The sequence below is a fragment of the Pectobacterium versatile genome, from assembly GCF_003932035.1.
Taxonomy (GTDB): domain Bacteria; phylum Pseudomonadota; class Gammaproteobacteria; order Enterobacterales; family Enterobacteriaceae; genus Pectobacterium; species Pectobacterium versatile.
In genome coordinates this window covers 3,488,668-3,510,960 of the sequence record NZ_CP034276.1, presented here as the reverse complement: position 1 = coordinate 3,510,960, position 22,293 = coordinate 3,488,668, and the positions used below count along the sequence as shown (strand labels likewise).

17 protein-coding genes, 1 pseudogene and 1 riboswitch are annotated in these 22,293 nt (G+C 55.4%); of the genes and pseudogenes, 4 read left to right on the top strand and 14 right to left on the bottom strand.

The annotated features are described in order from the left end of the window. Positions 1 to 153 precede the first annotated feature (153 nt). Complete coding sequence (locus EIP93_RS15930; RefSeq protein ID WP_103862500.1) at positions 154 to 972, top strand: hypothetical protein; 819 nt, start codon at positions 154 to 156, stop codon at positions 970 to 972. Positions 973 to 1,034: 62 nt separating this feature from the next. Here the strand turns inward: EIP93_RS15930 and EIP93_RS23035 are convergent. The 3 genes and pseudogenes from EIP93_RS23035 to ahr form a co-directional block, all read right to left on the bottom strand. Continuing rightward, positions 1,035 to 1,127: pseudogene (locus EIP93_RS23035) on the bottom strand (zinc-binding dehydrogenase); the annotation flags it as partial. A gap of 35 nt (positions 1,128 to 1,162) precedes the next feature. Next, entirely contained in the window at positions 1,163 to 2,086 is a 924-nt protein-coding gene (locus EIP93_RS15920; RefSeq protein WP_103940861.1) for a GGDEF domain-containing protein, read from the bottom strand. Positions 2,087 to 2,239: 153 nt separating this feature from the next. Next, positions 2,240 to 3,259 carry an NADPH-dependent aldehyde reductase Ahr gene (gene ahr / locus EIP93_RS15915; RefSeq protein ID WP_039475016.1) on the bottom strand — a complete coding sequence of 340 codons (1,020 nt, stop codon included), beginning with the start codon at positions 3,257 to 3,259 and terminating at the stop codon, positions 2,240 to 2,242. Positions 3,260 to 3,406: 147 nt separating this feature from the next. Next, positions 3,407 to 3,503, top strand: a riboswitch (TPP riboswitch). Between the two features lie 37 nt (positions 3,504 to 3,540). On the opposite strand from ahr, the gene thiM reads away from it, so the two are divergent. The 3 genes from thiM (at position 3,541) to psiE (ending at position 5,721) form a co-directional block, all read left to right on the top strand. Further along, positions 3,541 to 4,335 carry a hydroxyethylthiazole kinase gene (gene thiM / locus EIP93_RS15910; protein ID WP_105879448.1) on the top strand — a complete coding sequence of 265 codons (795 nt, stop codon included), beginning with the start codon at positions 3,541 to 3,543 and terminating at the stop codon, positions 4,333 to 4,335. Then, the gene (gene thiD, locus EIP93_RS15905; protein ID WP_103940867.1) at positions 4,332 to 5,135 is read left to right on the top strand and encodes a bifunctional hydroxymethylpyrimidine kinase/phosphomethylpyrimidine kinase; all 804 of its coding nucleotides are present in this window, start codon (positions 4,332 to 4,334) and stop codon (positions 5,133 to 5,135) included. The genes thiM and thiD overlap by 4 nt, the downstream gene beginning before the upstream one ends. Before the next feature lie 178 nt (positions 5,136 to 5,313). Beyond that, positions 5,314 to 5,721 carry a phosphate-starvation-inducible protein PsiE gene (psiE, locus tag EIP93_RS15900; protein WP_125232962.1) on the top strand — a complete coding sequence of 136 codons (408 nt, stop codon included), beginning with the start codon at positions 5,314 to 5,316 and terminating at the stop codon, positions 5,719 to 5,721. 28 nt (positions 5,722 to 5,749) lie between these two features. Here the strand turns inward: psiE and yegS are convergent, their stop codons facing one another. The 11 genes from yegS to EIP93_RS15845 all read right to left on the bottom strand — a co-directional run bounded on the left by yegS (position 5,750) and on the right by EIP93_RS15845 (position 22,288). Beyond that, a complete protein-coding gene (yegS, locus tag EIP93_RS15895) occupies positions 5,750 to 6,649 on the bottom strand; it encodes a lipid kinase YegS (protein WP_103940869.1) in 900 nt (299 codons plus the stop codon). A gap of 415 nt (positions 6,650 to 7,064) precedes the next feature. After that, entirely contained in the window at positions 7,065 to 8,426 is a 1,362-nt protein-coding gene (trhP, locus tag EIP93_RS15890; RefSeq protein WP_103940871.1) for a prephenate-dependent tRNA uridine(34) hydroxylase TrhP, read from the bottom strand. Positions 8,427 to 8,621: 195 nt separating this feature from the next. Beyond that, on the bottom strand, positions 8,622 to 9,581 hold the full coding sequence (locus EIP93_RS15885) for a glutathione S-transferase family protein (RefSeq protein ID WP_103862491.1): 960 nt from the start codon (positions 9,579 to 9,581) through the stop codon (positions 8,622 to 8,624). 171 nt (positions 9,582 to 9,752) lie between these two features. Further along, entirely contained in the window at positions 9,753 to 10,304 is a 552-nt protein-coding gene (locus EIP93_RS15880; RefSeq protein ID WP_103862490.1) for a GNAT family N-acetyltransferase, read from the bottom strand. Between the two features lie 53 nt (positions 10,305 to 10,357). Then, positions 10,358 to 11,002: a Vat family streptogramin A O-acetyltransferase gene (locus EIP93_RS15875; RefSeq protein ID WP_404826223.1), complete on the bottom strand. Its 645-nt coding sequence runs from the start codon at positions 11,000 to 11,002 to the stop codon at positions 10,358 to 10,360. A 30-nt stretch (positions 11,003 to 11,032) separates the two neighbouring features. Continuing rightward, positions 11,033 to 11,761: an envelope stress response regulator BaeR gene (baeR, locus tag EIP93_RS15870; RefSeq protein WP_116362382.1), complete on the bottom strand. Its 729-nt coding sequence runs from the start codon at positions 11,759 to 11,761 to the stop codon at positions 11,033 to 11,035. A gap of 33 nt (positions 11,762 to 11,794) precedes the next feature. Continuing rightward, entirely contained in the window at positions 11,795 to 13,162 is a 1,368-nt protein-coding gene (baeS, locus tag EIP93_RS15865; protein ID WP_125232961.1) for an envelope stress sensor histidine kinase BaeS, read from the bottom strand. A gap of 7 nt (positions 13,163 to 13,169) precedes the next feature. Beyond that, entirely contained in the window at positions 13,170 to 14,570 is a 1,401-nt protein-coding gene (gene mdtD, locus EIP93_RS15860; RefSeq protein WP_125232960.1) for an MFS transporter, read from the bottom strand. 283 nt (positions 14,571 to 14,853) lie between these two features. After that, positions 14,854 to 17,934 carry a multidrug efflux RND transporter permease subunit MdtC gene (mdtC, locus tag EIP93_RS15855; RefSeq protein WP_125232959.1) on the bottom strand — a complete coding sequence of 1,027 codons (3,081 nt, stop codon included), beginning with the start codon at positions 17,932 to 17,934 and terminating at the stop codon, positions 14,854 to 14,856. Beyond that, complete coding sequence (locus tag EIP93_RS15850; protein ID WP_125232958.1) at positions 17,931 to 21,053, bottom strand: MdtB/MuxB family multidrug efflux RND transporter permease subunit; 3,123 nt, start codon at positions 21,051 to 21,053, stop codon at positions 17,931 to 17,933. Before EIP93_RS15850 ends, mdtC begins: the two co-directional genes overlap by 4 nt. After that, the gene (locus EIP93_RS15845) at positions 21,053 to 22,288 is read right to left on the bottom strand and encodes an MdtA/MuxA family multidrug efflux RND transporter periplasmic adaptor subunit (protein WP_125232957.1); all 1,236 of its coding nucleotides are present in this window, start codon (positions 22,286 to 22,288) and stop codon (positions 21,053 to 21,055) included. Before EIP93_RS15845 ends, EIP93_RS15850 begins: the two co-directional genes overlap by 1 nt. Between the last annotated feature and the right edge of the window lie 5 nt (positions 22,289 to 22,293).

Below are 22,293 nucleotides of genomic sequence, written 5' to 3'. Positions count from 1 at the left end.
TCAGCCTAAAGTTTTCAGCGCTTTCTCCGTTGATAGGTAGGAAGTGATGCGGTTAGCGTGAATGATTTCTCCGTTTCCTGACCGCTGCTGGAGCGGCCCGAGTGAAGCAGGGTCGCATCCTCTCTGAAGCCCAATCTGAATAAGGCGTGATGTATGAGTCTCGTGAGCTATCTAGGAAAGCAAACTCTCGGTGTACTGGCGGGTTATAAGCAGGGTGGCATGGTCATCCATATTTGCGGCGTCTATCCCAATGCGGATAACAGTCTGCGCGTTTTTTTCCCACACGGGCATGAGTTTGCCGTTGGCGATCTGGCAACTATCCACCTTGATAATCGCTCCGGGGTTGATGAATTTGATGCCAATATTCAGGTTTATCGTGCCTCTTACAAAGGGCGAGTGATCGCCAGCGATGGCGATTGGGTCGTACTGGAACCGAGAGAGTGCCAGCTCCTGCACGGTTTCACGCCTGTGCTGGATATCCGCGAACCGGGCTATCAGTTTCCACAAGACGACCGCCCGTCGATGCCGGTGCCCTTGACGCCAATGGTTGATTTTCCACCGACGGAAAAGCAGGATTTCTCCAATAAGGTCGGTGTATTAATTACTATGGCCGCCGAACAGCCGCATACTACGGTGCTGGCATTCCTGTCGTCCGTGGATAACGATATCTTCCTGATTACGTTCCCTGAGACCTTTAAATCTCAGTTGCTCAAACGTAATCCGCACTGCTTTTTTGCGATGGATGAACGCAGCCATTATACCTTCGAGCGGGCCATTGAATGGAACTACACCATTATTGAAGGGGAAGCGTTTATTATCGCGCGTGACAATCCGCTTTATGAAAAAGTACGCCATGAATTCGTCACTAAAAACCCGTGGGAAATTGCCTTTTTTACGCGTCCTGACGTCGAGGTTTACCATATTAAAAGTAAGCAGCTCGTGTGTCCCGGTAATACACAAACGCTTAGCTAAGCTATAAAGAAAACAGACGGGATAGCGCTGTGCTATCTCGTTTTATATTAATCAATCGCGGCTTACCGTGGCAGATCGATCACCATACGGTCTGTGATTTTCCCGTCTTTCATTTCAGCGAAAATGGCGTTGATGTCTTTCAGCGGACGGCGCGTCCATGCGGCCGTGTTATGGGGATAAGAGGGGCGGGCTACAGGTTTTTTTCTTTCGGTTCCAGAGCCCATTCAACCTTGCCTTTACCTGTGCTTTTGGCCTGGTAAAGTGCAACATCCACGCGCTTCATAAAGTGTTCAGTGGGTTCCTGAGGCTGTTTCTTACCCGCTCCAATGCTGACAGAAAGATGATGCATATTTTTAATGATGATTTTGTTCGCATTTTTTAGTACTTCTCTTGCCAGCTTCTCTGCCCGAGCCTGTGTCCCGGCATACAGAATAATCGCGAATTCTTCGCCACCGATTCGGGTTGCGACAACTTCACTATTATCGAAACGGGAAAGAATATGGCCGAATTTACTTAATATTTCATCGCCTTTCGTATGACCATATTTGTCATTGATGACTTTGAAATTATCGATGTCGATAATAAATAAATAGGGTGTTTTTGCTTCGAGTTTTTTTAATTCGTTAATAAAAAACCGACGATTAGGAAGCTGGGTGAGTTCATCGCTAAATGACTGTATCCTGGCTTCAACATACTTATTGTTGATTTGCTGTATCAGGTTATAAACACCAAATCCGACGCCAAACATACCAATAATTTTCAGTAAATCCTCAACGTAGTATCCAATAAATTTAGTCTGATAAACAAACTCATCCATAAAATCAAACGTGGCGGAGCATATCCATACGTGTAGCCCGAGGCGAATGGATAAGGCCGAAGTGTGATTAAGTGATATTTTACTGGTACACGATAAGATAAAAAAAAGAAAAATCAGTGCGATCGCATCGGTATAAAACCCAGGATTGTTGTGCAACTGCTCCTGAAAATCTCGATGCTTTAAGAACAGGACATTAAATATAACGATCAGCGTTGACGATAATAGGGCGAGCCTTACCGGGTAAGACGTTTTCTTATTTTTATCAATGAAATCATGATCATATTGTTTAAAAGGCATCGCTCACCTCCTCTTGTATCACCTTTTAATCCTATCATGAAATAGATTGAATAGATTCAGTATTATGTTAACCGCAGGTGTACTCCAGAGGATGGTGTAGGGCGGACTGATTCTGCAAAAGCAGACGCCTGATTGCTCAGGCGTCTTGACCGATTAAAAATCGGCTTTCAGTACCACGCGGTAGCGGGCTTTGCCGTCACGTACGTGCTGGATGGCATCATTGATTTTCGACATCGGGAACAGCTCCGTCTGCGGCTTCACGTTGGCACGCGCGGCGAGCTTCATCAGAGAACGCAGCTCATGCGGTGAGCCGGTAGAAGAACCGGAAACGCTGCGGTCACCCGCGATAAGCGTGAAAGCTGGAACGCTGAATGGCTTCATCACCGCGCCGACGGTATGGAACTTCCCGTTATAGGCGAGCGCATTGAAGTAGGGCTGCCATTCCAGATCGACGCTCACGGTGTTGATGATCAGATCGAACTGGCCTGCCAGTGCGGTCAGCGCCTGCGGATCGCGGCTGTTGACGACCTTATCGGCACCCATCGCCAGCACTTCCTGCTCTTTGGCTGGGTTCGAACTGAATGCTGTGACTTCACAGCCCATCGCGTGCAGGAGCTTAATTGCGATATGTCCCAGACCACCGATACCGATCACGCCGACGCGGCTGGTTGCGGTGACATGGTGCATTAACAGTGGTTTGAACACGGTGATGCCGCCGCACAGCAACGGACCCGCAGATTCGATATCAATGGAATCAGGAAGCGGGATAGCCCACTGCCAGTTCGCGCGAATCTTATCGGCAAAACCGCCTTTATTCAGGATGGTCGGCACGCTGCCTTGCTGGCAGTTAGTTTGACTGCCGCTGATACAGGCATCGCAGTGCCCACAGCTGCGAGCCGTCCAGCCAATGCCGACGCGCTGACCAATCTTTAATCCTTTGCTTTTCGCCGCGTCACCTAGCGCATGTACACGGCCAATCACTTCATGCCCGGCAACCAGCGGATAGCTCGACATGCCCCATTCGTTATCGATCATTGATAGATCGGAATGGCACACGCCGCAGTAATCAACTACGACTTCGACGTCTTCCGCTTGCAGTTCACCCGCATCAAACTCATACAACTCCAGCGCTGCGCCTGCTTCCGGTGCGGCATAACTCTTTATCATCGTCATCACAATTTCCTCAGTATGGGTTTGATTAACCAGTCTAAAGGGTTATGGCGTTTTTCTCTATGTCACAACGTGCCAGTGGTTTTTCATTTTGTGTCGGAGGGCGATGGCTTGCTTTACTGGCGTCACTTACTTATTCTGCAAAGCGTAGTACATGACTCGGGGTGCCCTTCTTTGTGAAGGCTGAGAAATACCCGTACCACCTGATCTGGATAATGCCAGCGTAGGGAAGTCACGGTATGCCCCACCGGTTGCCGCCTTCTTCCACGCCGGTTGGGAGATTTATGAACACGCGACCCGCCGACTTTTCTGCCGCTCAGGCAGCAACATCACTAACCCAATTCCGTTCTGCCTCGCCGCTGGTGCACTGTTTGACCAACGATGTGGTGCAATCTTTTACCGCTAATGTGCTGCTGGCGCTGAATGCGTCGCCAGCAATGGTGGTCGATCCCGAAGAAGCCGCGCAGTTCAGCGTGGTGGCCGATGCGCTGCTGATTAATGTCGGGACGCTGGAACGTACGCGCGCTGAGGCGATGCGGGCGGCGGTAAACAGTGCACATCAGGCGGGTACGCCGTGGGTGCTCGATCCGGTTGCCGTAGGTGGTTTGACCTTTCGGAGTGAATTCTGTCGTGAACTGCTGGCGTGGAAACCGGCAGCAATTCGCGGCAATGCGTCTGAAATTATGGCGCTGGCGGGCTTAGCCGCACAGGGGCGTGGCGTGGATAGCGCTAATGATTCGCTGGCGGCGCTCCCTGCCGCCCGCGAGCTGGCTCGGCAAGTGGGGACGATTGTTGCGGTGACCGGCGTGGTGGATTATGTCACGGACGGTGAGCGAGATATCGCGGTAACCGTCGGCGATAGCATGATGACGCGGGTGGTTGGCACGGGCTGTGCGCTGTCGGCGGTCGTCGCGGGTTTCTGTTCCTTAGAGGGGGATTGCTTATCCCATGTAGCGGCGGCGTGCTATGTCATGGCGTTAGCGGGGCAGCAGGCAGCTTCGGCGTCGCAAGGTACGGGGAGTTTTATTCCCAACTTTCTCGATCGGCTTTATACCCTGCGCGCGGAGGATCTGGCATGAAGCGTATCAATGCGTTGACGATTGCAGGCACCGATCCGAGCGGCGGGGCGGGTATTCAGGCGGATTTAAAAGCCTTTTCCGCGCTGGGCGCTTACGGCACGTCGGTCATTACCGCGCTGGTGGCGCAAAATACGCGCGGCGTGCAGTCCGTCTACCGGATTGAACCAGATTTTGTCGCGGCGCAGCTGGATTCCGTACTGAGCGATGTGCGTATCGACAGCGCCAAGATTGGCATGCTGGCGCAGACCGATATTGTTGAAACCGTTGCCGAGCGCCTGCGTCATTACACCGTGCCTTTCGTGGTGCTGGACACCGTGATGCTGGCGAAAAGTGGCGATCCGCTACTGGCTTCCGAGGCGGTGGAGTCGATCCGTCGTGAGCTGTTGCCGCTGGTTTCCCTGATTACGCCGAACCTGCCGGAGGCCGCCGCGTTGCTGAATACATCACCCGCCACCAACGAGCGGGAAATGCGTGAGCAGGGGGAGGCGCTGCTGGCGATGGGCTGTCAGGCGGTGCTGATGAAAGGCGGTCACCTCAGTGAAGCGGAAAGCCCGGACTGGCTGTTCAGCCGGCAGGCCGAACCACTGCGCTTTAGTTCCCCGCGCGTGAATACACGCCATACACACGGCACCGGCTGCACGCTGTCTGCCGCGCTGGCGGCGCTGCGGCCGCGTCACGATAGCTGGGGCGAGACGGTCAAGGTAGCGAAGGACTATTTACAGCAGGCGTTACAGCAGGCCGACACGCTAGAGGTCGGGCACGGAATCGGCCCTGTTCATCATTTCCACCGCTGGTGGTAAAACGCACAGGTAACCTGAAGTATGACGGGCATAAGTAAATTGACTTGTACTTTGCGTGACATATTTGCCAGTAATTTCAAACTAAATTAAGCGTATTTTGGCGTGACAGTGCGGGGGCATCCGGTTACTTTGCTGTGAAATCTTGGCGTTAATGTGAAATAGGATGTGGGGATAACATATGGCAGGTTCTGCTCGCAGTGCGATGGCTGCCAAGGCGCTTCAGACGATACTCAATATCGGCCTGTTGGTGCTGGCAATTATTCTGGTGATTTTTTTGGTCAAGGAAACGTTTCATCTGGCGAAAGTGCTGCTGATCTCCAACGAGAAAGATTCCTCCTATCAGTTGATAGAAGGCATTGTGATCTATTTCCTTTATTTTGAGTTCATTGCGCTGATCGTGAAGTATTTCCAGTCCGGCTATCACTTCCCGCTGCGCTATTTTATCTACATCGGCATTACGGCCATCATTCGCCTGATTATTGTCGATCACAAAAGCCCATCGGATACGCTGATTTATTCCGCGGCGATTCTGCTGCTGGTGGTAACGCTGTATCTGGCAAACAGTAATCGCCTGAAGCGGGAATAGTTGAAACAGGAATAATCGAAACGCGCCGCTATTCCAGCAGCGAGCACTGGGGCGGCAGCCGGCAGTGAATCGCTGCTGGAAGCACCTCGATATGGAAACGTTTGGCGGTGAGCGGCTCGCCGTCCAGATTAAACGTCATGTCATCCGGGGCGGTGATCTCCAGCCAGGGCAGTGTAGCGGAAATCATGTTCTGGTTTTCGCTGCCGGTAAACCAGGCTTGAAGCATATTCGGCAGCAGCTCTGTTGCCGACAGCACGCTCAGCTCCAGCAGCCCATCGTTGATTAGCGCTTCCGGGCAAAGCTGCTGCCCGCCGCCAGCCTGACGGCCATTACCCACCGCGACAACCAGCGTATCCCCCGACCAGTGAAAATCCGGCCCGCGAATCTCACAGCGCTCGGCTTGCAGCATATCCATGCGAAAGAGCGCGTGCAGCACGTATGAGGCACTCCCGAGTGCGGCCTTCATCTTGGCCGGTGTCTCGGTGGTGATGCGCGTGGCAAATCCGCCCGTCGCCATGTTGATGAAGTAATGGCTGTCGTTCACCTTGGCGATATCAATCGCGGTGGCGCGGCCTTTGATCGCCAGCGTCAACGCGTTGTGCATTTCCATCGGAATCTGACAGCTGGTGGCGAAATCGTTGGCTGTACCCAGCGGCACAATCCCCAGACATGGGCGAACCGCTTCCGGCTGTACCGCTAATGCGGCGGCAACTTCATTGACGGTACCGTCTCCGCCAGCGGCGATCACGTTATCCGCGCTGAGCTGAATCGCCTCTTCCACATAGCGTTTGGCATCGCCGTATTCCCAGGTCACGCGGACATGCAGCGTATAGCCGTCCTTGCGTAGCTCACCAATGGCCTCGCGAAGTTCTTCATTACCCGCGCTTTTCCCATTCAGAATCAGCAGCGTCACCGGATTTTTTTCCATGGCCTATTTCTCCTAAGCAGGATAGTGGAATTAATAATAGTCACTAAATCGGTAGGTAGAAATCAGAAGAGTCAGGGAATGTTTGCGGTAGGGAAATAGGGGGGCGTGAGAAAAAGAAAAGCCAGCTCAAGGGAGATTGAGCTGGCCAAGGAGGTGGTTCCTAGTAGTATCACTACGCTTATTTTTCGTTCTATGTTTTCTCAGCGATGCAATACTAACCACAAGACCAGCTAATTGATGTGATCTGTTTCTAATATTCGTTAAAAAAAACCTGAGCTTTGTAACGATACCTTCGGACGGCTGACGTACTGATTCGCGGTTGGGGAAGGTCGATAAGGGGGGAGCATACTGCAAGGAAGGATTGCCTTGTGGGAGGCATTGCCGGATGTACGCGACATCCGGCGTTATTACCGGTTTATTCCGCGTTAGGATTGCGCGTGGTGGTGCCCGGCAGATTGCGCAGCAGTAGCGCGTAATCCAGCGAGACATCGTCCGGCACGGGCAGATAGACGATATGGCCGTTACCCGGTGCCACATCGGTCGGCTGTCCTTTGGTATTCTGCATAGATTCGATGGTGAATTGAATATTGCCGTTTGGCGTCATCATCTCCACGCTGTCGCCGCAGGAAAATTTGTTCTTCACATTGACTTCCGCCAGCCCATCGCGACGCACGCCGGTGAATTCACCGACAAACTGCTGACGATCGGAAACGGAGTAGCCGTATTCGTAATTCTGGTAATCTTCATGTACGTGGCGACGCAGGAAGCCTTCGGTGTAGCCACGGTGCGCCAAGCCTTCCAGCGTTTCCAGCAGCGTCGGATCGAACGGTTTCCCTGCGACAGCGTCGTCAATGGCGCGGCGATACACCTGTGCGGTACGGGCGCAATAATAGAATGACTTGGTGCGGCCTTCGATTTTCAGCGAATGAACCTGCATTTGCGTCAGGCGTTCAACGTGCTGAATGGCACGCAGATCGCGGGAGTTCATGATGTAAGTGCCGTGCTCGTCTTCAAATGCGCTCATGTACTCGCCGGGGCGCAGGTTTTCTTCCAGCATAAAGACTTTGTCGGTCGGTTCGCCGATGCCCAGCGCAGGCTCAACGTTTTTCACCGCGATAGGTTCGTGCTGATGAACGATATTCCCGATGTCATCCTCTTTGCCTTCCTGAACCTTATATTCCCAGCGGCAGGCGTTGGTGCAGGTGCCCTGATTCGGATCGCGCTTGTTGATGTAGCCGGACAGCAGGCAGCGACCGGAATAGGCCATGCACAATGCGCCGTGAACGAAGATTTCCAGTTCCATATCCGGGACGTTCTGGCGGATTTCTGCAATCTCTTCCAGCGACAGTTCGCGGGACAGAATCACGCGCGTCAGCCCCATCTGCTGCCAGAATTTCACTGTCGCCCAGTTGACCGCGTTGGCCTGAACGGAAAGGTGAACATCCATCTGCGGGAAGTTTTCGCGCACCAGCATAATCAGGCCCGGATCGGACATGATCAACGCATCCGGCCCCATTTCGATCACGGGTTGCAGGTCACGCAGGAAGGTTTTCAGTTTGGCATTGTGCGGCGCGATGTTAACGACCACATAAAATTTCTTGCCCAGCTCATGCGCTTCGTTAATGGCTTGCGCCAGCGTCTGATGGTTGAATTCGTTATTGCGCACGCGCAGGCTGTAGCGAGGTTGACCGGCATAAATCGCGTCCGCGCCATAGGCAAAGGCGTAGCGCATATTTTTCAGCGTACCGGCCGGAGAAAGCAGTTCCGGTTTAAACATGGTATCTCTCGATTCTGATCACAAGTCAGGCTGCTCCACGGCGGGAGCAGTAAAGGCGGAGGATTCTAGCGCTAATAGGGGTAAATTGCAGTAGACGACACACGAAAAGTGGGGCCTTTGTTTGACGTAAATCAATTTTTTTGACCTAAATAAAGAATGGCCTGCCATTAATGGAACAGGCCAGATAAGGCTGTATTAACGCGTGGCGATACGGGATTTTCCGAACGTTTCGCGGTTGTGGAGCTGATATAAATCGACCTGTGGGCCAACCGGCACAATCTGCGTCGGGTTCAGCCAGGCAATACCGTAATAGCCCGCTTTGATGTGCTCGATATTGACCGTTTCTGCGACGCCCGGCCACTGGTACAGTTCACGCAGGTAGTTCGACAGGTTCGGGTAGTCGGCAATGCGCCTCAGATTACATTTGAACGCGCCGTGGTAGGCCACGTCAAAACGCACCAGCGTCACAAACAGACGCCAGTCGGCCTCGGTCAGCGTGTCGCCGATGATATAACGATGGCTACCCAGATGATCGTCCAGTTCGTCCAGCGTGGCGAAGAGCGTGGTGACGGCATCGTTATAGTGTTCCTGCGTTTTGGCGAACCCGGTCTTATACACGCCGTTGTTGACGTTGTGGTAAACAGTTTCGTTCCAGCGGTCGATCTCGCTACGCAGCTCTGACGGGTAGAAATCAAGGTGATTGCCGGTCAGGTCGTTAAATTCGCTGTTCAACATACGGATGATATCCGCCGATTCGTTGTTCACGATGCGGCCTTCTACCCGATCCCACAGCACAGGGACTGATACCTTTCCGGTGTAGTCGGGCACGCTGGCGGTGTACAACTGGTGCAGATAGTTTATCTCCCCCACATGCTCGCCGGCATCCTGTGGTGTGGCAAATTCCCAGCCGTTATCGGCGATACGCGGGTTGGCAACGGAGAGGGAAATAATGTTCTCCAGGCCTTTCAGCTTGCGGAAAATCAGCGTGCGCGATGCCCACGGGCAGAGGTAGGAGACAAAAAGCTGGTAACGCCCGGCCTCTGGCACCAGCTCGGTTTGCCGAAATTTGGTTTCTTCGCGGTGGAACGCCCCGTTTTTGATCTCTTCCGCCGCGACATCGCCGTTAACCCATTTGCCATTCACTAAGCCTGACATACACTTTTCCCCTTATCCGTACTGTTGCAGGTTACCCCTGTCCCGCACTGTGTGCGAGGTGATACCCGTTATTATTGTAGGCTTAAAAGAGTAACAGCCTTGGAAAAAGAGAAAATGACAAAATTTTCATTAAGTCAGACAGTATTTTTGACCAGCATAGGAAGGGGGTCGCTAACGCTTAGCCGCCAGCAGGCCGTATAGCGCAGAGTCGGACACCTCGCCGTCCACGATCCACCGCTGCTTTAACAGCCCTTCCTGCGTGAATCCCAGCCGTTCCAGCGAGCGGGCTGAGGCCACATTGCGGGGATCGATTTCGGCTTCCAGTCGGCTTAGGCCCGCCGTTTCAAAGGCAAAATCCCGCAGCGCAGAGAGCGCCTCTGCCATATAACCTTTGCCTTGCGCACTCGCTGCCAGACAGTAGCCGATTTCGGCGCGTTTAGACTCAATCTCAAGGTTGAACAGCACGCAGGTGCCGATCAGCTCGCCGCTCTCTTTGACTTCCAGACCCAGCTTCATGTATTGACCGGCACACAGCGCGCTCCAGTGTTCGTCAATCGCGTCGTGCGCCTGCTCGATGTGTTGCCAGGGCGGGTGGTTCCAGAAACGCATCACAACCGGGTCGGACATAAAGGCGAACAGCGCAGGTGCATCATCACGATAGAGCGGACGTAGCAGCAGGCGAGGCGTCTTGATTCGGGTGGTTTCGGAAAATAGCGCAGTCATTAGCGTGAAAGCCTCTTCTTCGTGTGGAATGATTCATGTGGAACGGAAGACGGTTACTCTGACAGATGGCCAGCTTGCAGCGCCGCAATATCGCCAGCCGCGAGGGCTTCCAGATGACGCGTGATTTTTTCTATCGGCCAGTCCCACCAGCGCAGCGTTTCCAGTGCATCGATGACGTCCGGCGCAAAACGGGATTTAAGGATTTGGGCCGGATTGCCGCCAACGACCGTATAAGCGGGCACATCGGCGGTGACCACGGCGCGTGACGCAATGATGGCGCCATTTCCAATGCGGATGCCGGGCATGATCAGCGCGTCATAGCCAATCCAGACATCATTGCCGATGAGGGTATCACCTTTGTAAGGCAGATCGCCGGGCTTGGGCGTCACTTTCTCCCAGCCGTTGCCAAAAATCTGAAACGGGTAGGTAGACAAGCCGGAAAGCCGATGATTGGCCCCGTTCATGATAAATTTTGCGCCACGCGCGATAGCACAAAACTTACCGATGATTAATTTATCGCCGAGAAACGGATAGTGGTAGAGCACATTTTGCTCGAAATTTTCCGCACCATCGGGATCGTCATAATAGGTGTAGTCGCCAATTTCAATATTCGGGTTGGTGACAACATTCTTGATGAAACACACTTGGGGGAAACCGGCCATGGGGTAGCGGTTATCAGGGTCTGGTCCGTTCAACATGGTCTCCATAACATCATAAGGCGGTTGGTGTTATACCTCATTACAGGGCGCGGCTTCCCAGCGATAGCCGATGCCGTATACCGTGCGGATAAATGAGGTCTCTTCGTCCAGCTGTTCCAGCTTGCGACGCAGGTTTTTGATGTGGCTATCGATGGTGCGGTCGGTCACGACGCGATAATCGTCGTAGAGCTTATCCAGCAGCGCCTCGCGAGAAAACACCTTGCCCGGCTCGGTGGAGAGCGTCTTGAGCAGGCGAAACTCTGCTGGTGTGAGGTCGAGATTCTGCCCCAGATAGCTGGCCTGAAAACCGCTTTTATCAATCAACAGGGCCGTTTCGGTTTTCTCTGCGGCTTTCAGCCCGTCATTTTGCCAGCCGCAGCGGCGCAGCAGCGTTCTGACGCGCACGACCACTTCGCGCGGACTGAAGGGTTTGCAAATGTAGTCGTCGGCACCAATTTCCAGACCCAGCAGGCGATCGATCTCTTCGATGCGGGCGGTGACCATGATAATCGGCACGTTGGAGAACTGGCGGATGGTGCGACAGAGCGTCAGGCCGTCGCAGCCCGGCAGCATTAAATCCAGCAAAATGAGGGAAGGAGAATGCTGCCGCACCCACTCGACGACATCGTTGCCGTTGGGCAGCCAGTGCGTGGCATAGTCCGCTGCCTGAAGGTAATCCACCAGCAGTTGCCCCAATTTGGGCTCATCTTCGACGATTAGAATCGGTGATGCCATAGCGAAATCGGGTGCGGTTGTCATAGCTCTGCTTATTTTTGGTGTCGTGAGTGGCGCTTAATCCAGGAGGTGAGATGGAAGCTCAATAGTAATCATCACTCCCCCTAACGGCGAATGTTCAGCATACAGCCGTCCGCTATGTGCCTCAACGATATTATTGCAGATAGCCAGCCCCAGCCCAGAGCCGCCGCTGGCGCGGTTGCGCGAACTTTCTGCACGGTAAAAACGCTCGAAAATCAGCGTGAGCTGCTCGTCGGTCACGCCGGGGGCGCTGTCCTGCCAGATAATCGCCCAGCGTTTATGCTGCTGAACCACCGTAATGGTCAACTGCCCCTGCTCATCCGTGTAGCGCAGGCTGTTTTCCAGCAGGTTATTAAATAGCTGGCTGAGCCGGTCTGGGTCACCAAAGACGCTAGCCTGAGTCGGTAAAGTGGTGGTGAGCGTAATCTGCTTTTTCTGGAAACGCTCATGAAACGCGGCGATAGCAATATGCAGAATTTGCACCACGTCCACTGCCGTTTTGCGGTAGGCCAGCGCCCCGCGATCGGACAGGGTGAGCTGATGCAGATCGTCCACCAGTTTGGTCAGCGTCGCGACTTCAGACTGGAGCGAATGCAGAGAATTCGAGTCGGGTTTACGTACGCCATCCTGCAAGGCTTCCAGTTCGCCACGCAGCACCGCCAGCGGCGTTCTCAACTCGTGAGAGACATCGGCTATAAACGCGCGACGGGACTGCTCATTTTTTTCCAGCGTGATGGCAAGCTGGTTGAAATCCTGTGCCAGCCTGCCCAGTTCGTCGTGCGAGCTTGCCGTCACCCGCGTACTGAAATCCCCCGATGCCAAACTGTGCACGCCGTTGACCAGTCGCTTGACGGGCGCGAGCAGGCCACGTGCGGTGAGCCAGGTGGCGATAATCGCGAGCAGTGTCGAGAGTGCGACAATCAGCCAACTGGTGCGCTGTTGCTGTTGATCGAAACTGATATCGGCGTTGCGGGTCAGGCGTTCAACGGGCGAGGCGACAATCCAGCCGACCGTTTGGTTTTGCACCTCAATCGGCTGCCAGGTGCCTTCATTGGGAATCGGCGCAGGAGAACCGAACAGCTTGCGCTTACCGGTATCCAGCACCCAAAGGCGGACTCGCCATCCTTGCATGCTGTTGTCGGTATCGTTGTTCTGATCCATCGAGTGCAGCATCTTGAACACCATGCGCTCATTGTTACGCAGGAATGACCAATTGCCGTGCTGCTGATATTGCTCCGCCAGTGCATCGCGCAGTTGCGTGACCCGTTGTTCGTTGCCGCGCTTAATGTAGTCGATAAAGCCGCGCTCGAAGCTGGCGCGCACACCCCAGTGCATGGTAATCAGCACCAGCATGCAGGTGGCGAAAATCGCGAGAAACAGTTTAGCGGTGATTCCGAATTTCATGACGACCTCACGATTTACGCGGCAGCGTTGACTGCTTGACGCTGTCCATTGGCACGCGATTAAAAATCAACACCGGCAGGGCGATGATAACGATCATGCTGAGATAGGTGTAAATAAACACTGTATGTGTTTCCGCGCCTCCCGCCGCCATGTGCGGCTGAGAAAACATCCCCAGCAAAATGCCTGCGATGCTGACGCCGAGGCTGGTGGACAGCTGCATGGTCATCGACAGCAGGCTATTGCCGCCGCTGGCGAGCGTATCCGGCAGATCCTTCAACGTCAGCGTGTTCATGGTGGAGAAGCGAACGGCGTTCACCGTGCCGAGGAAGAACAGCACAATCGGGATCATCCAGATCCATTTCATTAGCGCAACCAGTGCAAACAGCGCCGTGATCAGCGCCAGCAACAGCGTGGAGGTAATCAGCACGCGGCGGTAGCCGAATCGGTTGACGACCTGCACCACGATCCGCTTCATTCCCATGCTGCCTAGCACCATTGGCACCATCATCAGCCCGGCGTGGAACGGAGAAAACCCCATTCCCAACTGTAAAAACAGCGGCGTCATAAACGGCAACATGCCGCTGCCGATGCGGGCCAATAGCCCGCCTGTCAGGCCGATAGAAAAGGTGGATGTGTCGAACAGATGCAGGTTAAACAGCGCCCGTTTGTTGTGACGGGCGTGCAGCCAATAGCTCAATAGTGCGATCAGCCCGACGGCGATCAGGGCGAAAATGGCAATCGGCGGAATCCCCAGACTGCGGTTGCCGTCCAGCGCCAATGTTAGTGTGGCCATGCCGACGGCAAGCCAGAGGAAGCCGCTGATATCGAAGCGTTGGGTGCGCATGGTGTAATTGGGCATCAGGAACCAGGTTGCCAGCGCGCCGATAATGCCGACTGGCAGGTTGATGAGGAAAATCCAGTGCCAACTGGCATATTCCACCAGAAAGCCGCCGAGCGCGGGCCCCATTAATGGGCCAATCTGGCCGGGTAGCGTCACGAATGTCATTGCCGCCATATACTGATCGCGTGGGACGATCTTCATCACTGTCAGGCGGCCTACCGGCACCATCATCGCACCGCCGACGCCCTGAATGACGCGTGAAATCAGCAGTTCGTTCAGCGTCTCCGAACGGGCGCACAGCAGCGACCCGAGCGTAAACAGCAGAATTGCGGCGAAAAAGATGTTCTTCACGCCGATGCGGTCCGCTAGCCAGCCGCTGGCGGGCAGCATCACCGCGACGGTCAGCACATAGGAAACAATCACCGAATGCATATGCAGCGGGCTTTCATTCAGACTCGCGGCCATCGAAGGCAGCGCGGTATTCACGATGGTGGTATCCAGCGTCTGCATAAAAAAGCCAAAGGCAACAATCCAGAGCTGCCAGCGGACGGAGGCTGGTTGGGTCATCTTTCATGACCCTCTGGATTGTTGGATATATTCGGCATAGTTGGTGGTGTCCTCACATTTCGCATGGTGCTCTCAAAGCACGAATATTATTATCTCGGAGAGGTTTCGTGCGCTTAACATTTGTTTTTCTCTGCATGCTTTCCGTATGCGCACGACACAGGGGCGCTCAGTCGCCGCCGCCCTGTGAACCCAGGCTGTTTGGCGGGAGTACGTTGCGAGTTAAGCGCACGAAACCTCACCGGAAATAGCATGTTATTAGATCTTTACCGTTACTCATGTTCCGTCACGATAGTGACAAATCCTTCTCCGGTGCTTTGCGCCGAATATTCCTCAGCTTGTCGAAAAACAGATACACCACCGGAGTGGTATACAGCGTGAGGATTTGGCTCATCACCAGCCCGCCGACAATTGTGATGCCGAGCGGTTGGCGCAGCTCGGCACCATCACCGCTGGTCAACACCAGCGGCAGGGCGCCAAACAGCGCGGCTAACGTGGTCATCATAATCGGGCGGAAACGCAGTAGGCAGGCCTGAAAAATGGCGTCCTGTGCGCTCAACCCGCCGCTGCGTTGTGCCACCAGCGCAAAATCCACCATCATGATCGCGTTCTTCTTCACGATCCCAATCAGCAGCATGATGCCAATTAGCGCCACCAGACTAAACGGTGCGCCGAACCACTCCAGCGCCAGCAGCGCGCCTACGCCCGCCGAGGGCAGGGTAGACAGAATCGTCAGCGGGTGCACATAGCTCTCATACAGCACGCCCAGCACGATATACACGGTGATAATCGCCGCCAGAATCAGCAACAGTTGGGAAGACTGCGACTGCTGGAACGCCTGTGCGGTACCGGAGAATTGACCGCGTACCGCTGACGGCACGCCCAGCGACGTCATGGTTCTTTCTATCGCTGCCGTCGCGCTGGAAAGATCGGTGCCTTCCGGCAGGTTAAAAGAGATCGTCGAGGCGGCGGACAGCCCCTGATGGTTCACCGACAGCGGTGCATTGATCGGCTTCCAACTGGCGAAATAAGAGAGCGGGATGGGCTTACCTTCGTTATTGATCACGAACATCTTGTTGAGTGAACTGACATCCTGCGTGTAGGCGTCGTCCACTTCCATCACCACCTTGTATTGGTTTAGCGGCTGGTAAATGGTTGAAATCTGACGCTGTCCGAAGGCGTTATTGAGCAGTGCGTTAGCGGCAGAAACGCTGATGCCGAGCTGCGCCATCGCATCACGATCGTAGGTGAGCGCCATTTCCGCGCCTTTATCCTGCTGATCGGAATTCACGTCGGCCAGCTCAGGGAGTTTGCTGAAAGCAGCACGAATCTTGGGTTCCCAGGTGCGCAGCTCGCTCAAATCGTCAGACAGCAGCGTGTACTGGTATCCCGCGCTCGATTCCCGCCCGCCGATACGAATATCCTGCACCGGCATTAAAAACAGGTTGGCACCGGGTTCTTTTGCCAGCTTGACGCGCAGGCGACTGATCACCTGCTGTGCCGATACATCACGTTCGGACAGCGGCTTAAGTGAGATAAACATCGACCCGCTGTTGGTGCGCGATCCGCCGGTAAACCCGTTCACGTTATCCACCGCAGGATCGCTGCTGACAATGGTCATGAAGTTCTGGAGTTTCACCGTCATAGCCTGAAAAGAAATGCTCTGGTCGGCCTGAATGAAGCCCATCAATCGGCCCGTGTCCTGCTCTGGGAAGAAGGTCTTGGGAATGCTGATGTACAGCCAGACGTTGAGCGCGATGGTGCCCAGCAGGAGCAGCAACACCCAGCGCGCATGGTTGAGCACCCATTTCAGCGAGCGCCCGTAGCCTTGCTGCATGGCGAGCAATACACGATTAAAACCACGGGTGCGCGGCTGACTGCGTTTGGGAACGGCACGTAGCAGGCGGGCGCACAGCATCGGCGTCAGCGTCAGCGAGATCAGCAGCGAAATCATGATCGCTACCGACAGCGTGACGGCAAATTCGCGGAATAATCGCCCCGGTAGCCCGTCCATCAGCAGGAGCGGGATGAACACCGCAACCAGCGACAGACTCATCGATAAGACGGTAAATCCCACTTCGCGTACGCCCTGAAGCGAGGCCTGTAGCGGCTTCATGCCGGCTTCGATGTGGCGGGAAATATTCTCCAGCACCACGATGGCGTCATCCACCACGAAACCGGTGGCAATGGTAAGCGCCATCAGCGACAGGTTGTTCAGACTAAAACCGCACAGATACATGGCCGCGAAAGTGCCGATAAGCGACACCGGGACGGCCAGCGCTGGAATGGCGGTTGCACGGGCTGAACGCAGGAACAGAAAGACGACCAGAATAACCAGCGCGACGGCGATAATCAGCGATTGCTCGACCTCCGCCAGCGAGGCGCGAATGGTGGGTGAACGATCCTGTGCGACGTCCAGCTGTATTTCGGCGGGCAGGCTGGCGCGCAGTTCCGGCATCGCGGCGCGGATATTGTCTACCGTGGTGATAATGTTGGCATCCGGCGCGCGGCGAATCATCACCAGAATCGCAGGCTTCGAGTTCGCCATCCCTGCGTTACGGGAGTTCTGCACCGAATCTTCTACCGTGGCGACGTCGCTCAGGCGGACGGCGGCCCCGTTGTTGTAGTGGATAATCAGCGGCGCGTAGGCATCGGCGGTTTTGAGTTCATCGTTGGTTTGTATCTGCCAGCTTTTCTGGCTGTTTTCCACGTTCCCTAGCGGCTGGCGCACGTTCGCCTGCGCGATAGCCTGCCGCACCTCATCGAGGGAAATCCCCTGATTAAACAGCGCCACCGGATTCAGCGCGACGCGCACGGCAGGCAGCGAACTCCCGCCGATGGAGACATCGCCAACGCCTTCCATCTGCGAAATTTTCTGCGACAGCTGGGTAGAGGCAAAGTCGTACAGCTGTCCCTGACTGTAGGTGTCCGAGGTCAGCGTCAGAATCATGACGGGGGCATCGGACGGATTGACTTTGCGGTAGGTCGGGCGGCTAGACATGCCGGACGGCAACAGATTCTGTGCCGCGTTAATGGCTGCCTGCACATCACGCGCCGCACCGTTGATATCCCTGTCGAGATTAAATACCAGAATAACGCGCGTGCTGCCGAGCGAGCTGGTGGAGGTCATTTCGCTGACGCCCGCTATCCTGCCAAGTGCCCGCTCCAGCGGCGTGGCGACGGCAGAGGCCATGGTTTCCGGTGAGGCACCGGGCAGCGAGGCGCTGACCGAGATCACCGGAAAATCTACCTGCGGCAGCGGCGACACCGGCAACAGGCGGAAACCTAATACGCCACAGAGCGCGATGGCCAGCGTCAGCAGCAGGGTGGCGACGGGGCGGTGGATGAACAGGGCGAAGAACTTCACTCGGTTTCTTCCTCCTGACGTGGCGCACGGCGGAATCGCGTCGCCAGACGATCAAACAGCAGGTAGATCACCGGTGTGGTAAACAGCGTCAGGACTTGGCTCATGATCAGGCCGCCGACCATACAGATCCCCAGCGGCTGGCGCAGTTCTGCGCCGACGCCAGTACTCAGCATCAGCGGCAGCGCACTCAGCAGCGCCGCCATCGTGGTCATCAAAATCGGCCGGAAACGCAGCAGACAGGCCTGATAAATCGCGTCATACGGTTTCATGCCCTGTTCTCGCTCCGCCGCCAGCGCGAAGTCGATCATCATGATGGCGTTTTTCTTCACGATCCCGATGAGCAAAATGATCCCGATAATGGCGATCACATCCAGCTCATTCCCCGCCATCATGAGCGCCAGTAGTGCGCCGACGCCCGCCGTTGGCAGCGTAGACAAGATGGTGATCGGGTGAATAAAGCTCTCGTATAGCACGCCAAGCACAATGTACATCGCGACAATCGCCGCCACGATGAGCCACACGGTGCTGCTCAGTGCCGACTGGAACGCCAGCGTACTGCCCTGAAAACGAGTGGTGATATCCGCAGGCAGGTTCATCTGCTGCTCGGCCTGCGTGATGGCATCAATGGCTTCGCCCAGCGCATAGCCTTTAGCGACGTTGAAGGAGATTGTCGTCGACGGGAACTGATCGATATGGTTGATTGCCAACGGCCCCTGACGTTCTTCAATGGTGGCAATGCTGCTGAGCGGAATGGTCCCGCCGTCGCTGCTGATGAGGCGCACGTCGTTCAGCGCGTCCAGACCGGTGTTGTTGGTCGTATCGTGCTCCAGCACCACGCGATACTGGCTGGCCTGCGTATAGATGGTGGAAACCAGTCGCTGACCAAAGGCGTTGTACAGCGCGCTATCGACCTGTGACATTGTAATACCCAGACGGCTGGCGCTGTCGCGGTTCACGTTGACGTAGGCGACCGCTGCGCCGTCTTGCCAGTCGCTACTGACATCCTCTAGCTGCGGTAGCTTTTTCAACTCGGTCATCAGCTTTGGCACCCACTCGCTCAGCTCGTCCAGCGACATCGCCTGCAACGTAAACTGGTATTGCGTGCGGCTAATCTGGGTGTCGATGGTGAGATCCTGCACCGGTTGCAGATACAGCTGAATGCCGGGGATCTGGGCAGTTTGCTGTTGCAGACGACTGATGATCTCTGGAATACGTTCGCTGCGTTCACTGAGCGGTTTCAGGTTGATTTGCAGTCGGCCGCTGTTCAGCGCGGCGTTTGTGCCGTCAACACCGATGAACGAGGACACGCTTTCCACCGTCGGATCTTTCATGATGATGGATGCGACGCGCTGCTGGCGGTCGGCCATATTGCTGAACGAGACCGTCTGCGGTGCCTGCACGGTGCCCTGAATGATGCCGTTATCCTGTATCGGGAAGAAGCCTTTCGGGATCCAGATATAGAGCAAAACTGTTAGCAGCAACGTACCGAGTGCGACGCTGAGTGTCAGCCACGGATGATTCAGCACCTTGCGCAGCCAGACGCCGTAGGCATCAATCAGGCGAGTGAAGAAACGTTCGCTGGCGCGGGTAAAGCGGTTCTGTTTACGCAGTGACTGATGGCTCAGCATTCGTGCGCACATCATGGGCGTCAGCGTGAGCGAAACGACGGCGGAAATCAGAATAGATACCGCCAGCGTGACGGCGAATTCGCGGAACAAGCGTCCGACGATATCGCCCATAAACAGCAGCGGGATCAGCACCGCGATGAGCGAGAAGGTCAGAGAGATAATGGTGAAGCCAATTTCTCCCGCGCCTTTCAACGCTGCGTTAAGCGGTTTCTCTCCTTTTTCGATATAGCGGGCGATGTTTTCAATCACTACGATGGCATCATCCACCACGAAACCAGTGGCGATGGTGAGCGCCATGAGCGTCAGGTTGTTGATGGAGAAACCGAGAAAGTACATGGCGGCAAAGGTGCCAATCAGCGACAGCGGCACGGCAATGCTGGGGATCAGCGTAGCGACGGCGTTACGCAAGAACAGGTAAATCACCATCACGACCAGCGCGATAGCCAGCAGCAGCTCAAACTGGACGTCTTTCACCGAGGCGCGAATGCTGGTGGTGCGATCAGTCAGCGTGGTGACTTCGACAGAGTTCGGCAGGCTGGCTTTTAGCGCAGGCAGCATCTTGCTAATGCTGTCCGTAGTCGTGATGACGTTGGCACCCGGCTGGCGCTGAACGTTGATAATGATCGCCTGCTGCCGATTCGCCCAGGCACCGAGATGAATATTCTCGGCGGCCTGTTCGATAGTCGCGACATCCTGAAGCCGCACTGGCGCGCCATTTTTCCACGCAACAATTAGCTTGCGGTAGTCATCAACGGATTTCATTTGATCGTTGGCGGAGAGCGTGACCGAGCGCGTTGGACCATCCAGACTCCCTTTGGCGGAATTCACGTTGGCGGCGGTAATGGCGGTGCGGATCGTTTCGCTGGTTAGGCCGTACGCCGCCAGCGCAGGGGCGTTCAGCCTTACCCGCACTGCCGGACGTTGGCCACCGGCTAATGACACCAGACCGACGCCCGCCACCTGTGAGATTTTCTGCGCGATGCGGTTGTCCACCATGTCCTGCACCTGTGTCATCGACATGGTGCTGGAGGTGACGGCCAGCGTCATAATCGGCGGATCTGCTGGATTTACCTTGCTGTAGGTCGGTGGATAGGGCAGATCGTTAGGTAGCAGGTTGCTGGCCGCATTGATAGCGGCCTGCACATCCTGTTCGGCGACGTCCAGCGATAGCTCAAGCTGGAATTGAAGCGTGATAACGGATGCGCCGCCTGCGCTCTGCGTCGACATCTGTTTTAGTCCAGACATCTGGCCGAACTGCCGTTCCAGCGGCGCGGTAATCGCCGAGGTCACCACGTCGGGGCTGGCACCGGGATACAGGGTAATGACCTGAATCGTCGGATAATCGACTTCGGGCAGTGCGGACACTGGCAGTGCCCGATAGCCGATAATACCGGCGAGCAGAATGGCGATCATCAGCAGCGTCGTGGCGACCGGACGCAGGATAAACAGGCGCGACGGGCCACCGCCGCTGGCTGGAACGGTATCCTGCATCAGGATTTCTCTCCAGCGATTGCGGGCGTTTTCTCCGTCAACGCTGAGGGAATGACTTCCACTTTCGCGCCTTCGGTCAGGCGGTCGATACCGTCAGTCACAACCTGAACATTGGCGTCCAGCCCGGCGGTCACCACAACCAACTGGCCGTACTGAATGCTGGTGGTAACCTGACGCTTACTCACTTCATTTTTATCATTCAGAATCCAGACAAAGCGGCCTTCATTGCCCATTTGTACGGCGGCGGACGGCGCGACAACGGCATTTTTCAGCGTGTCGACCTTCATGCGGATATTCACAAACTGGTTCGGAAACAGCGCATCGTCCAGATTGTCAAAACGCGCCTTGAGCTTGATCGTGCCCGTGGTGGTGTCGATCTGGTTGTCCATGCTCAGCAGGATGCCCTGTGAGAGTTTCGTTTGATTAGCGCGATCCCAGGCTTCTACCACCGGCGGCTGACCTGATTTCTGCGCACTCAGAATCGTGGAGATTTCCGCTTCCGGTACGGTAAAGACCACATCGATAGGATAGGTCTGTGTAATCACGACAATCCCATTGGTGTCGCCGCTGGTGATGTAATTCCCCACATCGACCTGTTTTAAGCCGATCCGACCGCTGATAGGGGCGGTGATTTTGCTGTAATCCAACTGGAGCTGTGCGCTGGCGACGGCACCTTCATCGGCTTTTAGCGTGCCCTCCGCCTGACGAACGGCGGCGGTCTGCGCATCCAGCTCCTGACGGGAGATCAGGTTGGTTTTCACCAGTTGCTGATAGCGTGCTAAATCCTGTTGGGCATTAGCCAGCACGGCCCGATCTTTTGCCAACTGTCCCTGAGCCTGCGTCAGCTCAACCTGAAAAGGACGCGGGTCGATTTCCGCCAACAGCTCGCCAGCCTTAACCTGTTGCCCTTCCTGAAAGTGGAGCGCCATCAACTGACCGTTCACCCGGCTGCGCAGCGTCACGGTGTTGGCTGCCGTCACGGTGCCTAAGCCGGACAGATAATAGGGCACGGAAGCGGATTGCGTCATCGCAGCCTGCACAGGGGCCAACGTGCGCATAGCAGCGCGGCGTCCACCGCCATTGCTGTTGCTTCCCGAATGTGACGTACGGGCGGCATGCTGTTCACTCGTGCCAGAGGCGGCAGGTGGTGTCTGGGTAAAATGGCGCCAGATCAGTACGGCAATAGCGATAACGGCGGCAAGTACCAGCAGGCCTCGGATACGTTTGGCATTCATAGTGA

Bases quoted from the DNA above. Each gene is read 5' to 3' on its own strand.
- EIP93_RS15930 (WP_103862500.1), top strand. From the start codon at position 154: ATGAGTCTCGTGAGCTATCTAGGAAAGCAAACTCTCGGTGTACTGGCG.
- EIP93_RS15920 (WP_103940861.1), bottom strand. From the start codon at position 2,086: ATGCCTTTTAAACAATATGATCATGATTTCATTGATAAAAATAAGAAA.
- ahr (WP_039475016.1), bottom strand. From the start codon at position 3,259: ATGACGATGATAAAGAGTTATGCCGCACCGGAAGCAGGCGCAGCGCTG.
- thiM (WP_105879448.1), top strand. From the start codon at position 3,541: ATGAACACGCGACCCGCCGACTTTTCTGCCGCTCAGGCAGCAACATCA.
- thiD (WP_103940867.1), top strand. From the start codon at position 4,332: ATGAAGCGTATCAATGCGTTGACGATTGCAGGCACCGATCCGAGCGGC.
- psiE (WP_125232962.1), top strand. From the start codon at position 5,314: ATGGCAGGTTCTGCTCGCAGTGCGATGGCTGCCAAGGCGCTTCAGACG.
- yegS (WP_103940869.1), bottom strand. From the start codon at position 6,649: ATGGAAAAAAATCCGGTGACGCTGCTGATTCTGAATGGGAAAAGCGCG.
- trhP (WP_103940871.1), bottom strand. From the start codon at position 8,426: ATGTTTAAACCGGAACTGCTTTCTCCGGCCGGTACGCTGAAAAATATG.
- EIP93_RS15885 (WP_103862491.1), bottom strand. From the start codon at position 9,581: ATGTCAGGCTTAGTGAATGGCAAATGGGTTAACGGCGATGTCGCGGCG.
- EIP93_RS15880 (WP_103862490.1), bottom strand. From the start codon at position 10,304: ATGACTGCGCTATTTTCCGAAACCACCCGAATCAAGACGCCTCGCCTG.
- EIP93_RS15875 (WP_404826223.1), bottom strand. From the start codon at position 11,002: ATGTTGAACGGACCAGACCCTGATAACCGCTACCCCATGGCCGGTTTC.
- baeR (WP_116362382.1), bottom strand. From the start codon at position 11,761: ATGACAACCGCACCCGATTTCGCTATGGCATCACCGATTCTAATCGTC.
- baeS (WP_125232961.1), bottom strand. From the start codon at position 13,162: ATGAAATTCGGAATCACCGCTAAACTGTTTCTCGCGATTTTCGCCACC.
- mdtD (WP_125232960.1), bottom strand. From the start codon at position 14,570: ATGACCCAACCAGCCTCCGTCCGCTGGCAGCTCTGGATTGTTGCCTTT.
- EIP93_RS15850 (WP_125232958.1), bottom strand. From the start codon at position 21,053: ATGCAGGATACCGTTCCAGCCAGCGGCGGTGGCCCGTCGCGCCTGTTT.
- EIP93_RS15845 (WP_125232957.1), bottom strand. From the start codon at position 22,288: ATGAATGCCAAACGTATCCGAGGCCTGCTGGTACTTGCCGCCGTTATC.